The 19,766-nt window shown below is 34.2% G+C and carries 14 protein-coding genes, 2 pseudogenes and 1 other annotated feature; of the genes and pseudogenes, 2 read left to right on the top strand and 14 right to left on the bottom strand.

Annotation, left to right across the window (positions count from 1 at the left end; all coding sequences use genetic code 11):
- Positions 1 to 489: 489 nt before the first annotated feature.
- Positions 490 to 1,713 (top strand): IS110 family transposase, encoded by a 1,224-nt coding sequence (locus tag ACJ9PY_RS14560; RefSeq protein WP_411738421.1) that lies wholly within the window; start codon positions 490 to 492, stop codon positions 1,711 to 1,713.
- 140 nt (positions 1,714 to 1,853) lie between these two features.
- Here the strand turns inward: ACJ9PY_RS14560 and ACJ9PY_RS14565 are convergent.
- The 14 genes and pseudogenes from ACJ9PY_RS14565 to ACJ9PY_RS14630 form a co-directional block, all read right to left on the bottom strand.
- Positions 1,854 to 2,214: pseudogene (locus ACJ9PY_RS14565) on the bottom strand (cupin).
- 484 nt (positions 2,215 to 2,698) lie between these two features.
- A pseudogene (locus tag ACJ9PY_RS14570) lies at positions 2,699 to 3,056 on the bottom strand (VOC family protein).
- A 255-nt stretch (positions 3,057 to 3,311) separates the two neighbouring features.
- On the bottom strand, positions 3,312 to 4,409 hold the full coding sequence (locus tag ACJ9PY_RS14575) for an L-dopachrome tautomerase-related protein (RefSeq protein ID WP_411738422.1): 1,098 nt from the start codon (positions 4,407 to 4,409) through the stop codon (positions 3,312 to 3,314).
- 554 nt (positions 4,410 to 4,963) lie between these two features.
- Positions 4,964 to 5,491, bottom strand: coding sequence for a LysR family transcriptional regulator substrate-binding protein (locus tag ACJ9PY_RS14580; RefSeq protein WP_411738423.1), 528 nt, complete (start codon positions 5,489 to 5,491; stop codon positions 4,964 to 4,966).
- 84 nt (positions 5,492 to 5,575) lie between these two features.
- Entirely contained in the window at positions 5,576 to 5,725 is a 150-nt protein-coding gene (locus tag ACJ9PY_RS14585; protein ID WP_411738424.1) for a LysR family transcriptional regulator, read from the bottom strand.
- A gap of 244 nt (positions 5,726 to 5,969) precedes the next feature.
- A complete protein-coding gene (locus tag ACJ9PY_RS14590) occupies positions 5,970 to 7,058 on the bottom strand; it encodes a GerAB/ArcD/ProY family transporter (protein WP_411738425.1) in 1,089 nt (362 codons plus the stop codon).
- A gap of 26 nt (positions 7,059 to 7,084) precedes the next feature.
- Positions 7,085 to 8,164, bottom strand: coding sequence for a Ger(x)C family spore germination protein (locus ACJ9PY_RS14595; protein ID WP_411738426.1), 1,080 nt, complete (start codon positions 8,162 to 8,164; stop codon positions 7,085 to 7,087).
- Between the two features lie 28 nt (positions 8,165 to 8,192).
- Positions 8,193 to 9,728 (bottom strand): spore germination protein, encoded by a 1,536-nt coding sequence (locus ACJ9PY_RS14600; RefSeq protein ID WP_411738427.1) that lies wholly within the window; start codon positions 9,726 to 9,728, stop codon positions 8,193 to 8,195.
- Between the two features lie 276 nt (positions 9,729 to 10,004).
- Positions 10,005 to 10,149 (top strand) — a sequence feature (23S ribosomal RNA rRNA prediction is too short).
- A gap of 241 nt (positions 10,150 to 10,390) precedes the next feature.
- Positions 10,391 to 11,326, bottom strand: coding sequence for an SDR family oxidoreductase (locus tag ACJ9PY_RS14605; protein ID WP_411740285.1), 936 nt, complete (start codon positions 11,324 to 11,326; stop codon positions 10,391 to 10,393).
- Between the two features lie 985 nt (positions 11,327 to 12,311).
- Positions 12,312 to 12,728: a hypothetical protein gene (locus tag ACJ9PY_RS14610; RefSeq protein ID WP_411738428.1), complete on the bottom strand. Its 417-nt coding sequence runs from the start codon at positions 12,726 to 12,728 to the stop codon at positions 12,312 to 12,314.
- Between the two features lie 442 nt (positions 12,729 to 13,170).
- The gene (locus ACJ9PY_RS14615; RefSeq protein WP_411738429.1) at positions 13,171 to 14,496 is read right to left on the bottom strand and encodes a hypothetical protein; all 1,326 of its coding nucleotides are present in this window, start codon (positions 14,494 to 14,496) and stop codon (positions 13,171 to 13,173) included.
- A 1-nt stretch (position 14,497) separates the two neighbouring features.
- A complete protein-coding gene (locus tag ACJ9PY_RS14620; protein WP_411738430.1) occupies positions 14,498 to 16,105 on the bottom strand; it encodes an Hsp70 family protein in 1,608 nt (535 codons plus the stop codon).
- 3 nt (positions 16,106 to 16,108) lie between these two features.
- Complete coding sequence (locus ACJ9PY_RS14625; protein ID WP_411738431.1) at positions 16,109 to 17,218, bottom strand: hypothetical protein; 1,110 nt, start codon at positions 17,216 to 17,218, stop codon at positions 16,109 to 16,111.
- On the bottom strand, positions 17,215 to 17,937 hold the full coding sequence (locus tag ACJ9PY_RS14630) for a hypothetical protein (protein WP_411738432.1): 723 nt from the start codon (positions 17,935 to 17,937) through the stop codon (positions 17,215 to 17,217). Before ACJ9PY_RS14630 ends, ACJ9PY_RS14625 begins: the two co-directional genes overlap by 4 nt.
- Positions 17,938 to 18,574: 637 nt before the next feature.
- Between ACJ9PY_RS14630 and ACJ9PY_RS14635 the strand changes: the two genes are divergently transcribed.
- Positions 18,575 to 19,540: a hypothetical protein gene (locus ACJ9PY_RS14635; RefSeq protein WP_411738433.1), complete on the top strand. Its 966-nt coding sequence runs from the start codon at positions 18,575 to 18,577 to the stop codon at positions 19,538 to 19,540.
- The last annotated feature ends 226 nt before the right edge of the window (positions 19,541 to 19,766 follow it).

The following is a 19,766-nucleotide window of genomic DNA, read 5'->3' on the forward strand; positions in this document are numbered from 1 at the left end:
GATCCAAGAGACACCCTAAGGTTCATGGTGTTTGTATGATTCCATCCTTGAAGCTTTTCAGGGATGGATTTTTATTTTTTACTTTTCTTAGCTGAATAATATGTCACAAGAGCGCCTTAAAAGAGAGCTGGATTTTCGACCCGTCTTATTGCATTAACCTGCCCCGTTTGTTCCATAAGAAAAAGCCGCCTTAAAGACAGCTCCGATCTTCAGCTAACGCACCCGTTAGCCAACCATGAAAGCGCAAAAATCAGCGCTTCACCACAGAGAATGAAAATGGTTCAGAACGGTCAATACTGATTCTACGGCTGGGAGAGGAAGGTCGAGGAACTATGGTGCGTTAGAGCCCATCCGTTAGTCTGACTCCAACGACCAAGGTGCACCACTGACTGTCGCTCCCTTACGGGAAGCACACATGGTAGATTAATCCTATTCTGGTTTTTGCACCAGCCTCCAATTGTATTGAGAGCCGTAGAAAGGATGTTTTCAATGGAAGTAGTCATTGAAAGAGCATGTGGTATGGATGTCCATAAGAACAATATTACTGCATGTATTATGACACCAGAAGGAAAGGAGATTCAAACGTTTTCAACAAAAACTGTTTTTCTAATACAGTTAGTGGATTGGATTAAAAAGAATAACTGTACTCATATTGCCATGGAGAGTACCAGTGTATATTGGAAACCTATTGTTAATTTATTAGAAGCTGAAGAGATTGAGTTTTTAGTTGTGAATGCTCAACATATGAAAGCAGTGCCAGGGCGTAAAACAGATGTTAAAGATGCAGAATGGATTGCCAAACTTCTTCGTCATGGACTCCTAAAAGCTAGTTACATACCAGATCGAAATCAACGGGAACTACGTGAACTAGTTCGGTACCGTAGAAGTATCATTGAAGAACGTGCTAGACAACATAATCGAATCCAAAAAGTGTTAGAAGGCGCAAATATTAAGCTAGGCTCTGTCGTTTCAGACGTTATGGGTGTTTCGGCTCGAGACATGCTTAACGCAATTGCCGAAGGTGAAGAAGATCCTGAAAAACTAGCAAACTTTGCTCGACGCACAATGAAAAAGAAGAAAGATGAACTAGAACTCGCCCTTAAAGGTTATATCAATTCGCATCAACGCCTCATGTTAAAAACCATTTTAAAGCATATTGATTTTTTAACAGAACAAATCGAGATGCTCGACCAAGAGGTCGAGGAAAGAGTAAGCTCCTATCAAGAAGATGTGGAACGATTAGACTCTATTCCTGGTATAGCTACAAGAATGGCTGAGCAAATTTTATCTGAAATTGGGACTGATATTAAGAAACAGTTTCCAAGTGCAGCTCATATGTGTTCTTGGGCAGGACTAGTTCCTGGGCATAACGAAAGTGCGGGAAAAAGAAAATCGGCTAAAACAAAAAAAGGAAACAAGTATTTGAGATCAGCATTAACAGAAGCAGCTCATTCTGTAAGAGGATCTAAAAACTACCTCGGTGCACTGTATAGGCGTACAGCATCACGAAAAGGTAAGAAACGAGCAGGAATAGTAGTCGCTCATGCCATGTTACGTATCTCCTATTATCTCTTAACTCGAAAAGAAATGTATGTAGACTTAGGCGAAGACTACTTTGATAAACAGAGACAACAATCAATTTTTCGGCATTCACTAAGAAGACTTGAAAGTTTAGGATACACAGTTACATTACAAGAACCTGAAGCATCTTAATCCAGTCCACTTACCTACAATAAATCAGTAAATTAGGCGCTCTCCCCTTTTAAAAAAAACAATGAGCAGCGTCTTCTTAAGTATTGCCTTTTCCCCTAAATTCCAGAAGTCTATTTTCATGGTAGTTCAACAAGATTTTTTTATTTATGTTCTTTAATTGGCATAAAATTAGAAGGGGTTAATTCTTCAGACTCAATTACAATTGCAGTTAGTCCAGTGGCAGTTGCTGTTTCGTGTCCTTCGCCTTTTTCCCAAAAGACCACATCGTTAGCTTTTATATTTACTTTTAATTCATCATCACCGAACCCATCCTTCCCCATCTACAACAATGAGTAATTGTGGAATAACAGCTTGATGGAAACCTACAATTCCGTTAGCTTCTAAATGGATACAACCAATTCTTGTGGGTTTTTCTGTTTTTACAATTCGAGATATAATGAAATTTGAATTAAAATGAGAAATATTTTTTCCTACTTCCTTGGCAAATCTATAAAATTCCAAAAAGATCCCCCCTTCTTTTTACATTCTACTTTGTAAATACTACGTACTTAATCAATAGTCCGGTTTAAAATTTATTCTTTCACTTACCTGCCCTTTTAGCTGCATAAGAAAAAGCTGCCTTAATGACAGCTCCGATTTTCAGCCTGTTAGTTCTATAAGAAAAGCGAACCTTATTCAAGAATCGCGCCCGAGAACGAATATAAAAACTTGGTGGGCAGGTTTTCCCGAATTTATACATGTCTACTTCTGTGGGCGCAATGCACTGTCACTTTTTATTAATAAAGAAGGTTTCATCTCCATTTGGTGGTTAGAAGTTTCTCGTCTCTATTAAGGAAATTGGGTGATTATCGTGGAATTTCTAAAAGTAATGTTGAAAGGGATTGTTTCCAGGCAATCTCATATCTCTTTCTCAGCAAAGAAAACCACCCCGCGTAGGAAACAAAAGGGTGGTTCCCGATCAATCTTTCTTCACCAAACATGTATCCTATTTTGCATTCTCATCAGCTTGATGAATTCCGAATATATTCCCTTCGGTATCAATATAGTATCCCTTTCCACGCCATTCCAGGCAGTGCATATTTGGACAATGCGACCTTGCCGTCATTTTCAAGAATTTTGGCTTCCGCTTCGTAATAATTATCGACACCCATTGTACAAGCATACTCATTAAGAGCTTGGCCTGCTTCCGGCGGAGGACTTTGACGCTGCATCAAAGCCCCATTAATCCCAGGTTCATTCTCATCGCCATTCACCGCTCCCAAGTAAGGCATTCCTGCGAAATCACTTCAATCTTGAAATGACCATCCAAATACTTCACCATAAAATTTCTTTGCCCGTTCCATGTCATCCACATGAATTTCGAAGTGAACTAATCTTCCCCTTATTACCTCCTGGTTTTGTTCAAAATTTTTCCTCTTACCGTAAGTTGATACTTATGTAGCTTCGTGCCTATGGTGCTTTATTTATACTTTTAAATCTAGGATGAAGCAGGCTTTTCAATTTGAGTTAAGTCACTTCTTTATCATAAGACAGTTGCGGGAATATCTGACAAAAAAGGCAGCTCCCTGATGGGGGATAGCTACCTTCGTTTACGATTACTATGAAAAGGTAGGGGCAGGGAATTCATCAATTCTCATACGAAGTAAACTATATGGTTTTTCCCGGAGGTCTCTTCCATAATGAAATCTCGCCTGCCGATGTAATTGATTCACAATGACATATAAGTATTGATCGGGGCCAATCGAAAAAGTATCCGGCCATAAAATTCTCGGGTCATGTGCGATGGTTTCCATTGCGCCATTCGGCAATATCTTCCGGATACTATTGTTTTCATAGTCTCCCGCATAAATGATTCCTTTTGCGCTGGTGATCATTCCATCAGACGCACCTTTTTCCCCCAAATACTGCACATATTGGGATAAATTCAGATCCTGTATCCTTCTGTCTCTTAGGGCCTCTGTTGAGATCGAGAACAGCTGACGGCTGGTTAGCGGAGCATAAAATAAAACCTTTCCATCAGGAGAAATCGCTAAACTATCGGAAGCCAATCTAAATGGGAAAGTCGAGCCGTCCGGGTTTCGATTCATCAAAATTTCACCTTCTACTTTCGGTAAAAAATAGGGATCAGGTGAAGTTGATATTGCCCCATTTAACCGTCTAAACGCGTTCCCATTTTCTAAATCTACGACGATAATAGCCCCTGGCCCTCTGGAAGAAGAATCCGTTATATATGCATAGCCTGCTCTTCCAACCCGAAAATCCAAACGGACATCATTCAGATAAGTTGTTGGCAAGACAACATCTTCTGTAAAGGTATATACTCTCCTTATTGTATTCGTGCTTAAATCAACAGCAACTAATTTTGCTCCCCCTTGAATAGGTTCAGAAAAATTTGGTGCCCCTGTATCTAGTACCCAAAGTGTTCCTCTTCCATCAGCAACGATACTTTGGACACTGATGAAAGACATCGTAATATTCCCAGTATTAACTAAATTGGTTTCTACACTGGGATAAGGCTGCAATTCACCCTCAACAATTTCTGCCACAGTAAATTGAACGTCGTCTCCCCATTTCGGAAAGCATACAAAAATACGACCAGTTTCGGAAACGCTGACACCTGTAGGCATAGCCCCATAAAAAGCATGCACCAGTTCAAACTGCCCAAAATATTTTTCCATAGGTAACATAGGTTGCATGATATCCTCCTCATCAAATCCGAACGGATATCACCTATATATGATGAAATTTTTTTGTAGTGCCTGGTTCTTGATAAATTTTCGTGATGGATGCTGTTGGTTTATTAGTCCAGGAGAAACCTCCAGCAGCCTGATTAGAAAATAAATCTGTCTCATATAAAGGGGAGTATTTTTAAGTTTAGTGTAACTTTTTCATCCTGAGCATAAGTAAGAATTTTTAGAAGCCTATAAAGTGGGCGGATATTCATTTAATATAGATTATTTAAGAACCTCATTTACTTATGATACGGTTCCCCGTAACGAATCTAAATGAGGTTATAAAACCATGAATATATTTTATTTTCATTTAAAGATCTACTTTACCACTGTCAAAACTAATACCTGTTTCATTTTATTTGCCATTTTTCAACGTTGAAGTCTTTTACTTTTGAGTAAATATTTTGGTGTCTAAAAAAGTTTTAAAAATTCTTTTGCTGCTTTTGATAAATAACTATTCTTCCTCCAAATTACTTTGGGTTCAGATATTAAGGTCAGATCCTTTAGCTGAATGACTCTCAATCCTCCCAATGAATGGAGGGATAATAACGAGAGCGGTAAGATCGTTGCACCAACCCCGATGAAACGAGACCAAGTAACATAATTAAATCCTGACATTCGCACAGTATATTTGGTTCTAAATCTAACCATTGAAATTCATTGACAATTTGTCCATACGCACCTAAACCATAGTTTGGTCGCAGAAGAATCAATGGCAAATCGATGATTTCCTCTAACCTGCATTGTTCTGATCCACTCCACGTCCATTTTTCAGGCAAAACAAGCATATATGGGTCACTTTCCAATGTCATTTGAGAGATACTTTTTTCTGTTATTGGACTATTTGTTATCGCAATCTCAATCTGACGTTTAAATAACATTTTTATGAGATGAATCATTTCACCTTCCCATACTTTGAAAGTAAGACCAGGATTTTTCTCACGAATATCTACCACCTTGGAAAGAATTAAAGATGCACAATAAAGATTGGATCCAACAGATAAAATCCCACGGGCGTCTTTCTTCAATTCTTGAACTTCTACCATTGATTCATCAAGTTTATTTAAAAGTTCTTTTGCTCGAAGAAGTAATCTTACCCCCTCCAAGGTTAAATTAAGACTTTTGTTATCTCAATCAAATAAAATGACGCCTAGCTCTTCTTCCATTTGTTTGAGTTGTCCGCTCAAAGGGGGTTGAGCAATATTTAATTTCTTTGCAGCTGTCGTGACCTTACCTTCTTCTGCTATAGTGACAAAGTATTTTAACTGTCGAATATCCAAGATGAAACCTCCATCATACCTAAAAGATATAGAAAAAAGATAAAACAGATATTTTAAGTATGGTAAGCTTGATTTGTGTTAGAACATCAGTGTGACAAATCCCGACGGAATAAGGCGAACTAAAACCTAACTTCTGTAATTTGGAATGGTTCACCTTCCCAAATGTAACTGCTGACCTTTTCTGTTAAATCCTCACAAAACGATTTGCCCAGATTGTATTATAAGTTAATAGAAGCTTTCTATCCTACTTATTTATTTTATGCTTAATATGAATGTACAAAAAGAGAAAAGGGATATATAAATACACAAAGAAAAAAGCAATATTTGAATACATTTCATTCAATTGCTCTATTTGACTCCTCTCTTTGAGCACATTAGCTATAATAAAGAATAGGACCAGTACAATCAACAGACTTATACGTTGTTTCACATTTATTACTTTCTTAATAGCACGACAACCTGCCCATATTTTCACACTGATATTGGGCAATATGAGAAGTAACCAAAATGAAACAACGATAAATTCGACTCTTTCTATTAGAGGGAATTTCGCAATTTTCATTTGAGTTAATGTTGGCCATATTGTATGGTTTAATTGTCCTTCACTAAAGAAAACAAATGTGATGAGTGCTACTATTAGATAAAGTAAGCTTGAGAACAAAAGTCCAAAATGGGCCCATTTTTGTGATCTGTTTGGATTTTTTATGAATGGGTAGAACATGAATAAGGTCTCAAAGCCAACATACTGAAACAACATAGCTTTAGAGGATGATACGATTTCCTTCAGAGAGTGGTTAAAGACGGGTAATAAATTGTGAAAATTGGCAAATTCCAACGAAAAAAAATTAAGGGGAAACAGGATAAAAAAAGGTATGATAGTTCCCCAGAAACACATTCCAGTAATCACGCGGAATCCACCGGATACAACGTAATAAATGAGGACTAGAAGAATGAGGCTTATTTGCCAGGTCTTCATTAAGGGAAACAGCCAAACTTGAACAACTTCAATATAAACACGGAAAACAATTAGCGCTAATATAAGAAAGTAGAAAATCAAGAAAATGTTGAACAGTCCGCCAATCCATTTTCCAAAGCAAAATTTGTGAACATGTATGACATCATTTTTAGCAATTCCAAGAATACGATAGATCATCCAAACTAGTACATGAATGCTTATACTTGATAAAATGATGGATATCCATGCATCATAACCTGCGTCCTTCGTTATATCTCGTTGAAAACTCATGATTCCTATGCCAATAATATTCGTGTAAATCAGAAAGAAAACGTAAAAGGAAGATACTAAATGTCGTTCGTCTAGTAATGATTTCACGTGGCTCCTCCTCTTATCATGCAGACTTACTCTTCAATACCTGTATTTAGGATGTCAATATTTGTGTGTACAGTGGTTTTCACTTCTGGGTATATGTCCATAAACCGTTGATAGTCCCAATTTCTTGTGTTGGCTCTAACCTTTTCTCCCAACCCAATGGGATCTACATTGTATCCTTGTGCCAGTGAAATTAAATGTTGGACCTCTTCCTTAAAGTGTTCTTTTAAATTTCGTTCCAATTTTACAATATCTTTTTCTTTTTTCAAATCAAACCAGGATGATGCTTTTTCAATCTCTGCATGGATGGTTAAATCGATGAATATACTCGGAATGCCTTCGCTTTTCTCAACCGTATATGTAGTTTTTGCATCCAGGTTTTTCAAGAGAATAAAACCTTCCTTTTTATTTTGCGTGATTTTGGTTTTATATTGTCCATTTTGAGACCCACCAATTAATGTTTTTAGAATTAAGGACTGTCTTAAATTAATATGATTTATGTACTTCCCGTTTTTTAATAAAGCTAACCCGTCAATTTTAATTTGATTTTCCTCTAGGATAAGGTAAGGTAAAATTTGATCCCTCCCTTCTTGATGAAAATTGTTCAAAAACATGTGCAGATTCATTTTTGGAATATTACCCCTTTCAATGTTTTGATTGATTTTTTCACTTAAATGGAATGAAAGATTCACATGTTTACTGGATTGAAGTATATCTTCGGCTGTGTTTTCAGCAATGCCCAACTGCATTCGACTCGCCGTATTTGGATTTCGGGCAAAATTAGTGACAACATCTTCGATCCCTTGTGTGGCATATTCCTTGCCGAACAATATAAAATCTAATTTTCCTGTCTCAATAGGATAGGCTGATTTTGCATTCATTCTCGGGAGTATGTCTTCATATGAATCAGACACCGTTTTATAAATCTTCAATTTGACATTTCCCTGCTCTGCGAAAGTAGGATAAATAGCAATTCCTTTAACTTTGCCTTCTTCCCGATCATATCCTAGAGCTTCAATTATCTGAACTTCATCAATGATCCTCTCATGTATACCACACCCTGATAAAAAGAAAGTTAAGCTAAAAGTTAACAGAAAACATAATTTCATTTAATTCACCTTTATTATCCTTTCCTGATTATTCATCAAAATCACTTTTCTTTTTTTTGTGATTATGTGGGTGGTATCTCCAAATTGATTTAGGACGTAAATAATTTGGCCTTTTGGATGTTTTACTATAAGAGGAACGGATCAGGCTGTCCGTTAAATCCTCAGGCCTAAAAGGATAAAATGGAACGGTATAGGGTGTTCCTAAAGATTCTAACCGTGTAAGGTGAATGAGTAAAAAGGCAATCCCGATAACGATACCTAATCCCCCCCAAATAGATGCGAAGAGAATTAAAGGAAAACGTAAAAAACGTATAGTGTTCGACATTTTATAAATTGGGGTAGTAAACGAAGCTAAGGCAGATAAGGCGACTATAATGAGTAAGACATTACTTGTAAGGGACGCCTCAACTGACGCTTGGCCGATAACAATACCGCCCACTATTCCTAATGTTTGTCCTACCTTTGTAGGTAACCGGACTCCCGCTTCACGTAATAGTTCAATCGTGAATTCCAGAAAAATCACCTCTAATACCGGCGGAAACGGGACATTATAACGAGAAATACTAAGTGAACCAAATAAATCGTTTGGAATCATCTCGTAATGGTAAGTGATAACGGCTATATAAATAGATGTTCCAAAAATGGAGAAAAGGACACTGCATACCCGTATTAAACGAAAAAAAGATCCAAGAATCCATGGGAGAAAGTAATCTTCAGGTGAACTAAAATAATCAATGATCGTAGAAGGACCTGTAATGACATATGGCGACCCACTACTTAAAACAGCTACTTGTCCGTTAATAAGAGCTTGAACCGTCCTATCCACACGTTCAGTTGGAAGAAGCAAAGGAAACGGTGTAAGGGAATTATCTTCTATAAATTGATGCAGCTGAGAAGTATCAAAAATGACATCAAAATCAATATCCTGAAGCCGTTGGGTCATGGTATTAACGTGCTGCTCACTCGTAATCCCATCAATATGAGCAATAATAACTCGAGTATTTGAAGTAGAACCAATGTTTACTTCCTTCGTAATTAGATCAGTTGTATTTATTTGTTGTCTTAATAAATGTATATTTACATCAATATTCTCAAGAAACCCAATTTGTGGCCCCACCACACTAAACTCATTTTCAACATTATTTTGTTCACGCAATCCAGCTTTATCATTAGATAAGAGAATTAAAGCAACCCTTTGATCACTTTCCTTCATTTGAAGTATCGCATACCCTTTAAGTAACTTGGATTCAGCTTCGTTCCGATTATCCGTTATTACAATATCTTCTATTGCGATGATTTTCTTTATGTCATCAATTTTCTCTAGCCTGTCTAGTTCAAAAGGGGTCTCTCGGAAAATCATTAAAATTTTCAGTTGGAGTTGTTGTTGATCGACCAGTGTATTGTAGTAAGAAATGATTAAATGTCCCGATTCATCTGTAAGTGGAAATTGTTTAAAATCACTGGATTTTTTAACCTTAGCAAACAGCTGGCAAATATCTTGTGAATTCTCAGTCACGACCTGTTTGTCTTTATTATTTCTAATCTTTCGTTTTTTGAAGAACATCTAATCACCTCCCTATTACAAAGGAATTCATATCCTTCTATATTATGTAAAGTCATCCCCATATTTATGTAAATCCGTTTTATAATAAGTGAAAACTTTATCCTCCCCAGTTTACATAATATAAATATAGCTTAGAGTAAGCAATGGACCATGATCCTAATAGAAATAAAACCTGTAGGGGTAGGGTATGACAGCAAACACAAATTTACAAAGTTAAAACTTTTTCAAAATAAAAAGAGCCAAAAGGCTCTCTTAAATCATCGAATGGAGTTTAAACTCTAATGCTCCCCTCAATTTTATACCTAATTAGGATACTCATTTAAACCGGTCAGGGAGCTTGACTGCGAGACCTACAAGTCGAGCAGGGACGAAAGTCGGGTTTAGTGATCCGGTGGTTCCGCATGGAAGGGCCATCGCTCAACGGATAAAAGCTACCCCGGGGATAACTGTGTATAGAAGTCTTTTTGTCTGTTATTTGTTTAGATTATTGGATAATTCAGCTCGTAACTTGGATAGCAATAGTATGGTGGTCTAAGTGCTATTTTAGACATTGGCCAAGAATCCTCCATATAGACCATCTTTACTTTTTCATTTGAATGGTTTACTAGCAATAGCTTTACTTCTGGATTAAATTCATATCTCAAAATGGTAACCCCCTTCCATTAGGAATGTGTAGATTCTCCCCCATCAACATGAAGAACTTGACCAGTAACAAAACGAGAATCATCAGAAGCAAGATAGACAAAGGTTGGTGCGAGTTCAAATGGATGGGCAACTCGTTCCATTGGATTAAATGCTCCATATACAGCAACTTGGTCTGACGAGAAACTTGCTGAAATAAGTGGGGTCCAAATTCGGCCGGGAGCGACGGCATTTACTCGGATCCCTTGTTTCACGACATTTTTAGCCAATGCACGTGTCCAACCAACTATTGCACCTTTTGTGGCCGTATAATCAATCATTTGCTGCTCACCTACATACGTCACCACTGAAGAAGTGCCAATGATTGAGCTGCCTGGTTTTAAATGAGGAAGCGCTGCTCTTGTTGTGTAAAAATGAGAGTATATATTAACTTTGAAGGTGTCATCGAATTGCTCATCTGTAATGTCAAGCAGACTTAGTTGTTGGAATTGGATACCAACGTGGTTACAAAGAATATCGAGACGTCCAAACGTATTTACTGTTTGTTCTACAATGGAGATACACTGTTGTTTGTCTCGCAAGTCACCAGGCATTAGAAAACAACGTTGTCCGAGTTGTTCAATCCTCGTTTTTGTTCTATTTGCATCCTCATGTTCATCTAAGTATGAAATAGCAACATCTGCACCTTCTTTAGCAAACGCAATTGCTACTGCTGCACCAATACCACTGTCACCCCCTGTAATAAGTGCTACTTTTCCTGTTAACTTTCCACTCCCTTTATAGTTCGGGTTTTCGATAATTGGAAGGGGTACCATAAATTTTTCCACTCCGGGATGGCGCAGCTGGCGCTGTTCAGGTAAACTTATCGGAATTTCTTCGTAACGTGTGATTTTCCCATAGTTAGGGTACATGGGATAAGGTTGAGTTTTCATGTTCGCTTTAAACATTTGTTGCATTTGCTTTATTTGGTCTAATTGACGACTTTGATCCTTTTGATCCTTTTGATCCATGGAAACCTCCTATAGAAATAATTTTCTTCTATAGAATGTTTATGTTGTTCCCTACAAATAAAGTAAAAAAAGTGTGAAAAAAGTTGTTTACTTTCAACACAGAAGCGTATTCTTCCTCAAAGGAGATTTACTCAACATTCTACCCCTTTAACGGATCAACTTATTTTCACTTAACATTTCTTTAATCCCGGCTACCTCAAGAATAGTACCTAAAAAAACAGGTCAACCAGAAAAAAACGGCTAACCACATAATACGATTTGGCCCTATTTGCTGAATAACAAAAAATACGTTTTGTTGTTCCACAAATTCTTAATATCATGAAGTAATTCTGTAGAGATGTTCAGTTTCATTAACCAATCTCGGCGAGCAACGAGAGTTCTTAAATGTGAGATACTCCTTTTTGACGAGTTTCTTCTATATCTTTCTATATTCATCTCTAATGTTAGTAAAGAAGTCTTATTAGAATCCTCACTATTAATGATAACAGTTAGCTTATATCCCATTGAATCGGTTAGTAAAAAAAATGAATAAACTTTTTCAATTATCCATCATTCTGAGTATAGTTAGAGCAGTAATAATACTGTTTCACCTTTATTAGAATGAGTTGCAATTATTTTTTCAAGAATAGCAACTGGCTTTTGACAAGGGTGAAATCACGCTTTTCCACTATGAATATTCCATAGATTTCACAGAATAAATGTCAAAGCACTTCAACAAAAAGAAGCAACAGATTGTATATCTGTTGCTTCTTCTTGTATGATTTCGCCTATTGCTATTAATGGTTAATTCTTCAATATTTTTGTTATTTAAATTCTTTTTGTTATCTGCAATACTTCTTATTCTAATGCATAAGTTTAAATTTCATTTGATGAACAGTATAATTTACCATGTATTTTCTTAATCGTTACTCTTCCGTGCTTGCTGCCATATTCATGCTCGCTTCGACATTCTCCTGGCTGATGGTGGTGTAATCTTTTTCTTCTTATTGGCGGAGGCTGCCTGCTCTACCGCATAACGGTCGGCATCGGCCTTTTTCTTCACTTCTGAATCATATTGCTTTTCACGGCGAAGGATTTCTTTTTCCTCCAGCTCAATTTGCTTCTGCCGTTCGATGATCCTGATTTGCATTTCCTGTTCGGTTACATCCTGTTTAGACCTGGCCGTTTCAAGATCGTAAGCTTGGTCAGCCCGTGCCTTCGCAATATCCTGCTCACGACGGAATTCCGCAACCTTTAGCTTGTTGATTTTTTCGGCTTCGGCTATTTCAGTTGCCCTTTCAAGTTCGGCTCGCTTGATTCGCGTTTCTTTCTCTGCATCCGCGGTAGCTATATCGGCATCCCTCTTCACCTGTGCAATCCTTGGCTTTCCAAGCGACTCAAGATATCCATTTTTGTCAAATTTAGTTTACCATTTTTTGTACACGATTGTTGTCTACTAAATAACTTTTTTATACCTTATGTACGCGATATATACAATGTGTATTTGAAAAAATACTTTTCAGCGACTGAGAATCGTCCAAGATTTTATTATAGGCTTTGTTAAAAATAAATCCCAATACTCCCTACTCTAGTTCTTTAATAGGCTATTAAAGTTTGAACAAACACAGCATTATATGGAATAAATTATAAAATAGCAACAAAAAAGCCAGCAATCGCTGACTTAGTAACCCTTATGAATAATAAAACGTAAATAGAATCAATACCCTTACCATAATCTCTTCTGCACTACCCTTAAATATCATATCCCTACTTATATTATGAGGAATTCTTATATGTTTATATATAATGTCTTATACAATTTTGTTATTTTCTATTCCTATTTGAAGTGCTTTTTTTGTTAACTCAGATATAGATTCAAAAAACAAGGCTTTACTTATAGAGTCCAACTGAGCATAATCTTTTGGATAATCCTCATCATCCCCTAAATTTAGTTGATATTCAGGAGACTCAGTGAAAGTTCCTATAATTGCTAATTCTAATCTTATGGAATCTAACAGTTCATTGAACTCACTGATACACAAAGTATCTTTAGAGAAGTTCTTCGGAGTCAAATGAATGATACTATAATCCAATAATGATTTAATATCTTCAACAGAAAATTTTATATTTATATTTAATATTTCCTCCAATACTCTATACTCTTCTGATTTTACAATTCTTAATTCTTCTATTAGTTCGCTTAATTGCTTACTTATTATAATATGATAATCAACTAACTTTACAAAACTTTTTAAATTCATAAAAGTATTATGAGCAACTTCGCATCTTATTTGATACAAATCCTTCCATATTGCAACGAAATTGCTTACTGTAATATGCTGTTCAAAAAACTTTTTCCAATTACCTAATAAATCATTTCTAATACTTTGATGCTTTTTTTTAAACTTTTCTTCATTTTCAGTAAAACCCGCCAAAATATCAATTGCTTCTAATAATTTATGAGGGTCTAATTTTGCTTTTCCATCAATTAATTCTGTCAAATCTATGAAGTCAATGCTATACAATTGCATATCTAGCATCCCACTAAAAGTTCTCTCTCTCTCTTTTATTTTAGTTTCTAATTGTGGAGTCTTACTGGTCTCCCACCATTTAGAGCCGAACTTTTTTGTGAAGAATCTTAGAAGATAATCTCTTAAGCCATTTTCTAAGTTTCTAACCATTGGATATGCTACAACACTTATTTCATCTGAAATTTCGTCTTGAACACAATACTTCTTCTTAAATCTCTGGTCGCTCATTAAAGACTTAAGAAATTCAGTTCTGAAATTCTCTATAATAAGGAATTTTCCTTCAAATTGAATTTCCCATATCAAGTTATTATTATCTGAGTATTCGTATTTTATTTTCACCCTAATTTCGCTATTATTCCAATGGACTCTGAAATTATTTTTATCTAAGATTTCAGGGACTGTTTGAAGTTCAATTGAATCAAATATCTTTAAAATTAATTTATTAATAAGATTATTTTCTTCTCCCCTCTCAGTTACAATAATATAAGTAACCTTAAAATCTTTTTCTAAAATTCCTCCAAAGTATTTATCAATCACAGGGTTACCTTTTGTTTTATTTGGGGTAGGAATTTGTTCTTCTTCTGTATCTATATAATTCATACCCATTTTACACACCAATAGCCATTAGTTTATTTTTTTCTAATTCAAGCATTTCTTCACTAAGTTTCATTTTATTTTCAAATGCTATTTCTACGGAATCATCAATACAATCTTCTCTAGTTGCAACTGAAATTATTAAATCTTCATTAATTTTGAAATCCATTTCTAAAGTATCTCCGGTAAACATAAATGGATGAGAATAATTGATAGTTTGTAACAATACATCAATTTCTTTACCTTCTTGATTATAATACTTTTGAACTATATCGATTGGAGCTTTTGTATCTAGGGAAAATGGAATCTCATAGTTAATATTTCTTTGTTTAATATTACTGCCTTTTCTAAAAATTTCATAATAGTTATTATCGTTTTTCAAATAGAAATCATGAGGTACAACAGTTTCATAATTTTGAACAAGGCTATTTACTCCACTAAGTATAGAGGAATATATAGCAGCTCCTCTTGAGACAGAAATGTATACATCGTGACTTACTATTGGTTCAAGCCTAAATGTATCAGTACAAAATTCCTTAATATATGGAATATTTGTAGACCCCCCCACTAATAATACACCAAGTAAATCAGACCACCCCTTAAAGGTATTATTATTACTAGTTGCTTGTGTTAAAACTTCATTTATATTTTCTTGAATTTTTCCCATATACGGTTTTAATAATAATTCAAATTCCTTCCTGCTTATTTCAACTTTAAAAGCCCTTCTCTCATGAGAAAAAAATGTTACAGTTCTTTTATTATTTTGACTAAGGTATTCTTTACAGGCTTCGCAATCTCTAATAAGTTGAGCCATACAATTTTTTAATTCCTCATTACTTTGGTATTTTTCACTATTTTCGTTATATTTTAACATTAAAGATAATTGTTCTGTTTCTTTTGGATATATCTTAATCGCCTTTTTTAAAACATAAACCATCAAATCATTATCAAAATTTATTCCGCCTATATACTTATTTCCTGATGATGTAACTACACTTGTATCAATCTTACCATCTGAATCTATTTTAATGGTTGATAAAGATAAATCAAATGTTCCTCCGCCCAAGTCAAAGACTAGCATATATTTTTCTTCATCTGAAAAGTATTCACTCAGTTCATCTTTTTCATATGTTTGATTTATATAATTTAATATTGCAGCATTTGGTTCAGAAATGAGATGTACCTCAGTAAATCCGGCTATTTTAGCTGCGTCAATAGTAGCTTGTTTTGCAGATGTATCAAAATCAGCGGGAACCGTAATAACTACATTACTAATAGATTCTTCTAAACTAGCCTTCTCTGCAAAGTATTTTAATTCTTTTAAAATACATGCTGAAATAGATTGAGGAGAAAACACTTTTCCACACAAATTAAATTTTTTGTCAGACCCCATATGTCTTTTTACCCATCTAACTGTATTACTTGGGTCAGTTTTAAAATTATCCAAAGCATATCTTCCTACTAAAGGCTTTTCTCCTTCCTCAAAATAAACTACAGAAGGAGTTACAATCTCTCCTAGGGAATTAGTAGGGGTTACTAATTTAAAAAAGTCTTTCGAAGCAATTTCAAGACCATATGAGACAACTGAATTAGTAGTTCCGAGGTCGATTCCCAAATACATAATTTACTCCCCTTTGCTTTCGATAATATTATATTTGATAAAATCTTCTCTTATATCTAACAAAGATTGAACTTTAGAATCAAAATTATCAGACAAAATTTCAACTTTATTATTTAGATTTTCATTTTTATGAATTCTTTTAATAGTTTCTTCATCAATATTTAATTCCGTTAACACATCATCAAATATTGAAAATATGCTTTCCTTTAATGGTATTATTTCATCAAGGTCGATATGCTTTTGTAGGGATATTTTAGACAATCTCAAGTCTTTTTTGAGTTGATTCTTTGCAATCAACACCGCTTTTATCCTTTCATTATCTAAAATTTCTCTATCATGGATTAGTTTTTCTATATCATCGTTTAATTCCTTAATAGTTTCTTTTTGTTTATCTATTATTTGAATATTTTTCTCGTTTTCATCATTTCTATTTAAAGATTTATTTATGAACAATAATTTATTATTAAATTCACGATACATATCATTAATTAAATGATTATTTTTATTTATTGCGTTTAATAACTCTTGATTTTCAATATGGTGAAACAATCCTTTCGGCAATTTTATATTAGTTTCAATATATTCTTCACTATTATGTACTCCGGAGTTTTGAATAGTAATATTACTATTACTATTGATATACTGAAAATTTTCTTCTTCTTTCACAATATTATTAATAGGAAAAGTTGACTTTTTTTCGTAAACTCTCACGTTAGACATTATAAAAATTACTTTCTTATTTATATCTTTTATATCTTTTTCAACAAATGTGATTATTAACCCACCAAATCTTTTTAACATATCAAGCTCTTTATCTCTTGTATAACTTGAAGTAAATTTGTATTTCAATTCACCCAAATTATTATTCGATTTATATAGGTATTCAATTCCACCAACCTCCCTAAGCACTATTGATGAATAAGGTTCTATTATCAAAATGTTTATATCTTCACTAGATGATGTAAGAAAGCCATCATTTTTTTTAGCAAGTAAGTTTTGTAAGTGTTTAATTTCTAGCTGTGGATGTGATTTTTTTTCTTGCCACCGTATGGCTCCTGTGTATGTATCTAAAACCAACGTTTTGTTTATTTCTTGATAAATACTATAAATCATTCATCTCGCCTCATCTCTTTTTTATTAATAGACAGAACACCAGATAATACAGCCACTGAGCTCATATAAGTACCGGGGTAAAATTCTACTAATAAATAAGTATTGTTGTTTTCCATATAATCAATCCATTTATCTTTTTTCTCATCAAATAGTTCTCCTCTATTTAGTATTACGTCCCTCCAATAAGATTTGAAGCGCATATCTTTAACAGCAACACCATCGGCAGCCTTATACTTCCATTTATACATCTCCTCATCATGGAATATTAGACGGCATTCCCAAAAAAACGTTTGATTTATATCATAAAAAGGATTTTCTTCATTTCTTTTATAGAATAATAAATCTTCAATTGTAGGATTTTTTAGAATTCCAACCCACTCGGAATTATTTTGCAATTCTAGAATACTATTACTCGAAATTTTTTCTAGAATTTCAGTTTTCCTCTTATTTGACTTTAAAGGAGGTTCTATCATATAAGGTAAGTAATTTTCTTTGTTCACCTCATAAACGTTATCTCTATTTCCTATTTTCCTTACAATATCTGCTTCAGTTACCGCAAAAATATCCCATGCATATTCATTTTCAATCTTAAATAGCTCTTTAGGTAAAGTAGGTATAATAACCCAAGTATTATTTTCAAGGTTTCTAGCAATAACTGCATAACCTCTATCTTTATCCCTAGTTGTTTCAGCTAAAGATAATACCAATAATTTCGCCAAAATATATCCCCCACATTAAATAACGTTATTTTCAAATAAATTTTTTCATAATATACGAGTGACTTAAAATGTGACTTTTCAAAACTAGCATATCTTACCTTAATTGTAACAATTTCTAAAACATTTCGATAGATATTTCAAAAAATCATTAAATTATTTATTTTAATCTAATCACATAAATAGAAACTATCTACCAAATAGTAATGGGGTGTATGATAATGATAAGTGCATCAACTTTGTTTGACCCTTAGTTCCTGTTACATTAGCCGTGCTTTCTATTTGTGACTTAGAGTATATTTTCTTTTATCTAATTCTTTTTTACTACAGTTAAATGACTTTGAATCTTATATTATAGAAATAATTTTTCTGGGTGTTATATGGTTGCTATCATGGGGGTAATAGCCAAGAGAAAGTAATTCAACTAAAGGCTTCTAAAAAAATCATCTATTGCAACTTAAGCGACAAGGAGAATTTTTCTGAACAATTCAGAGCTGGTAATATGTTTAGTGAATAAGTAAGTATGCAGATAACATACAGGTAAATTACATTAGAGCACAAGATGTTTTAAGGATAAATTTCAATAAGATTCAAGCAATACTAGGTAATGTTGAATTTTTTCAAAGGAGTGTTTATAGCATTGAATATTGAAGCAAAAATGCATTCTCAATTTATTGAAAAAAGGTTACAAGGATTGTCTGGTTTTAGTTTTGAAGAACACGCCAGATTTTTACTAAAACTTATTTATAGACGCTTTATATTTACCAGGCTACGTGGGGATGGTGGTATAGATGGATATTTAAGGACGAACATGGAAGAAAAAAATAGCAAAGTAAAGGTCATTGAAATTTTTTCTACATATGCTAAAGAACCTTCATCTAAACCCGATAAGAAAAAGATTTCAACAGACCTAATACAAGCTACGAAATATGCAGAAGAACGAGGGTTTCAATTTAAAAAGTGGAATCTTGTAATAAACTTTATTTTAGACACTGATTTTCGCTCATCACTTGAAGATATATGTCAAGAACAAGGTATTGAGTTTGAAGAAATAAACCCTACTGTACTTGTAGGAAAAATAAAAGGCAAAGAAAAAATTTTTGAAGCGGCTTGTTACTTTGATGCTATAATTGCACCGAAATCGCCTTATTCGAACTATTCCTACCATGAATTAGCTAAAAAGGCACTTATAGATATATCCAATAGTATGAGCAACTCAACAGATGAAAAGTATCATTTATTAAAGGATATAGTTTCAACAATACTTAAATTCTCTTTTATCGACAAAAAAACTGACTTACCACTTTCTAATTTTTATCTAATTAACACGAACACGAGGATACATCAAGACTTTATTTTTTATTACAAATTTACAGAAGGATTTTTTCTCCCAACAGAACAGAATAAGGCTAGTATAGTTGGTCACTTTACCAAAGATGAAAATGGACATTATATAGTGAATATTCAAAATCTATATCCCATTTATCTTTTATGTACTGTGTTACTAAAACAATTAGATAAGTCAGGGACTTTTCATTTACCAGAAGCATTACAATTTTGCTTTAAACGTGAAAGACTGATAATAAAAAAGGCTACTGGGTCTTAAATCAAACTCAATTAAACGAATTACAAGAATTCACCATCACTCTTGATGGTATGGCTCTAGTTTAGGCTATTCTTTAATATCAAGTGTCTTACTTCTATTAGTGAGGGTTGCTGCGGAATCATATTTCTTACTGAACAAACAGGAACTATAAAAAAATATAGATAGTTGAATAAATGAACTTGGAGATACATTTCCAAGTTCATTTTTTTGTAAAATCCATTGGTGA

Origin of the sequence: Peribacillus sp. S4 (assembly GCF_046715815.1) — a bacterium.
Lineage (GTDB): Bacteria > Bacillota > Bacilli > Bacillales > DSM-1321 > Peribacillus > Peribacillus frigoritolerans.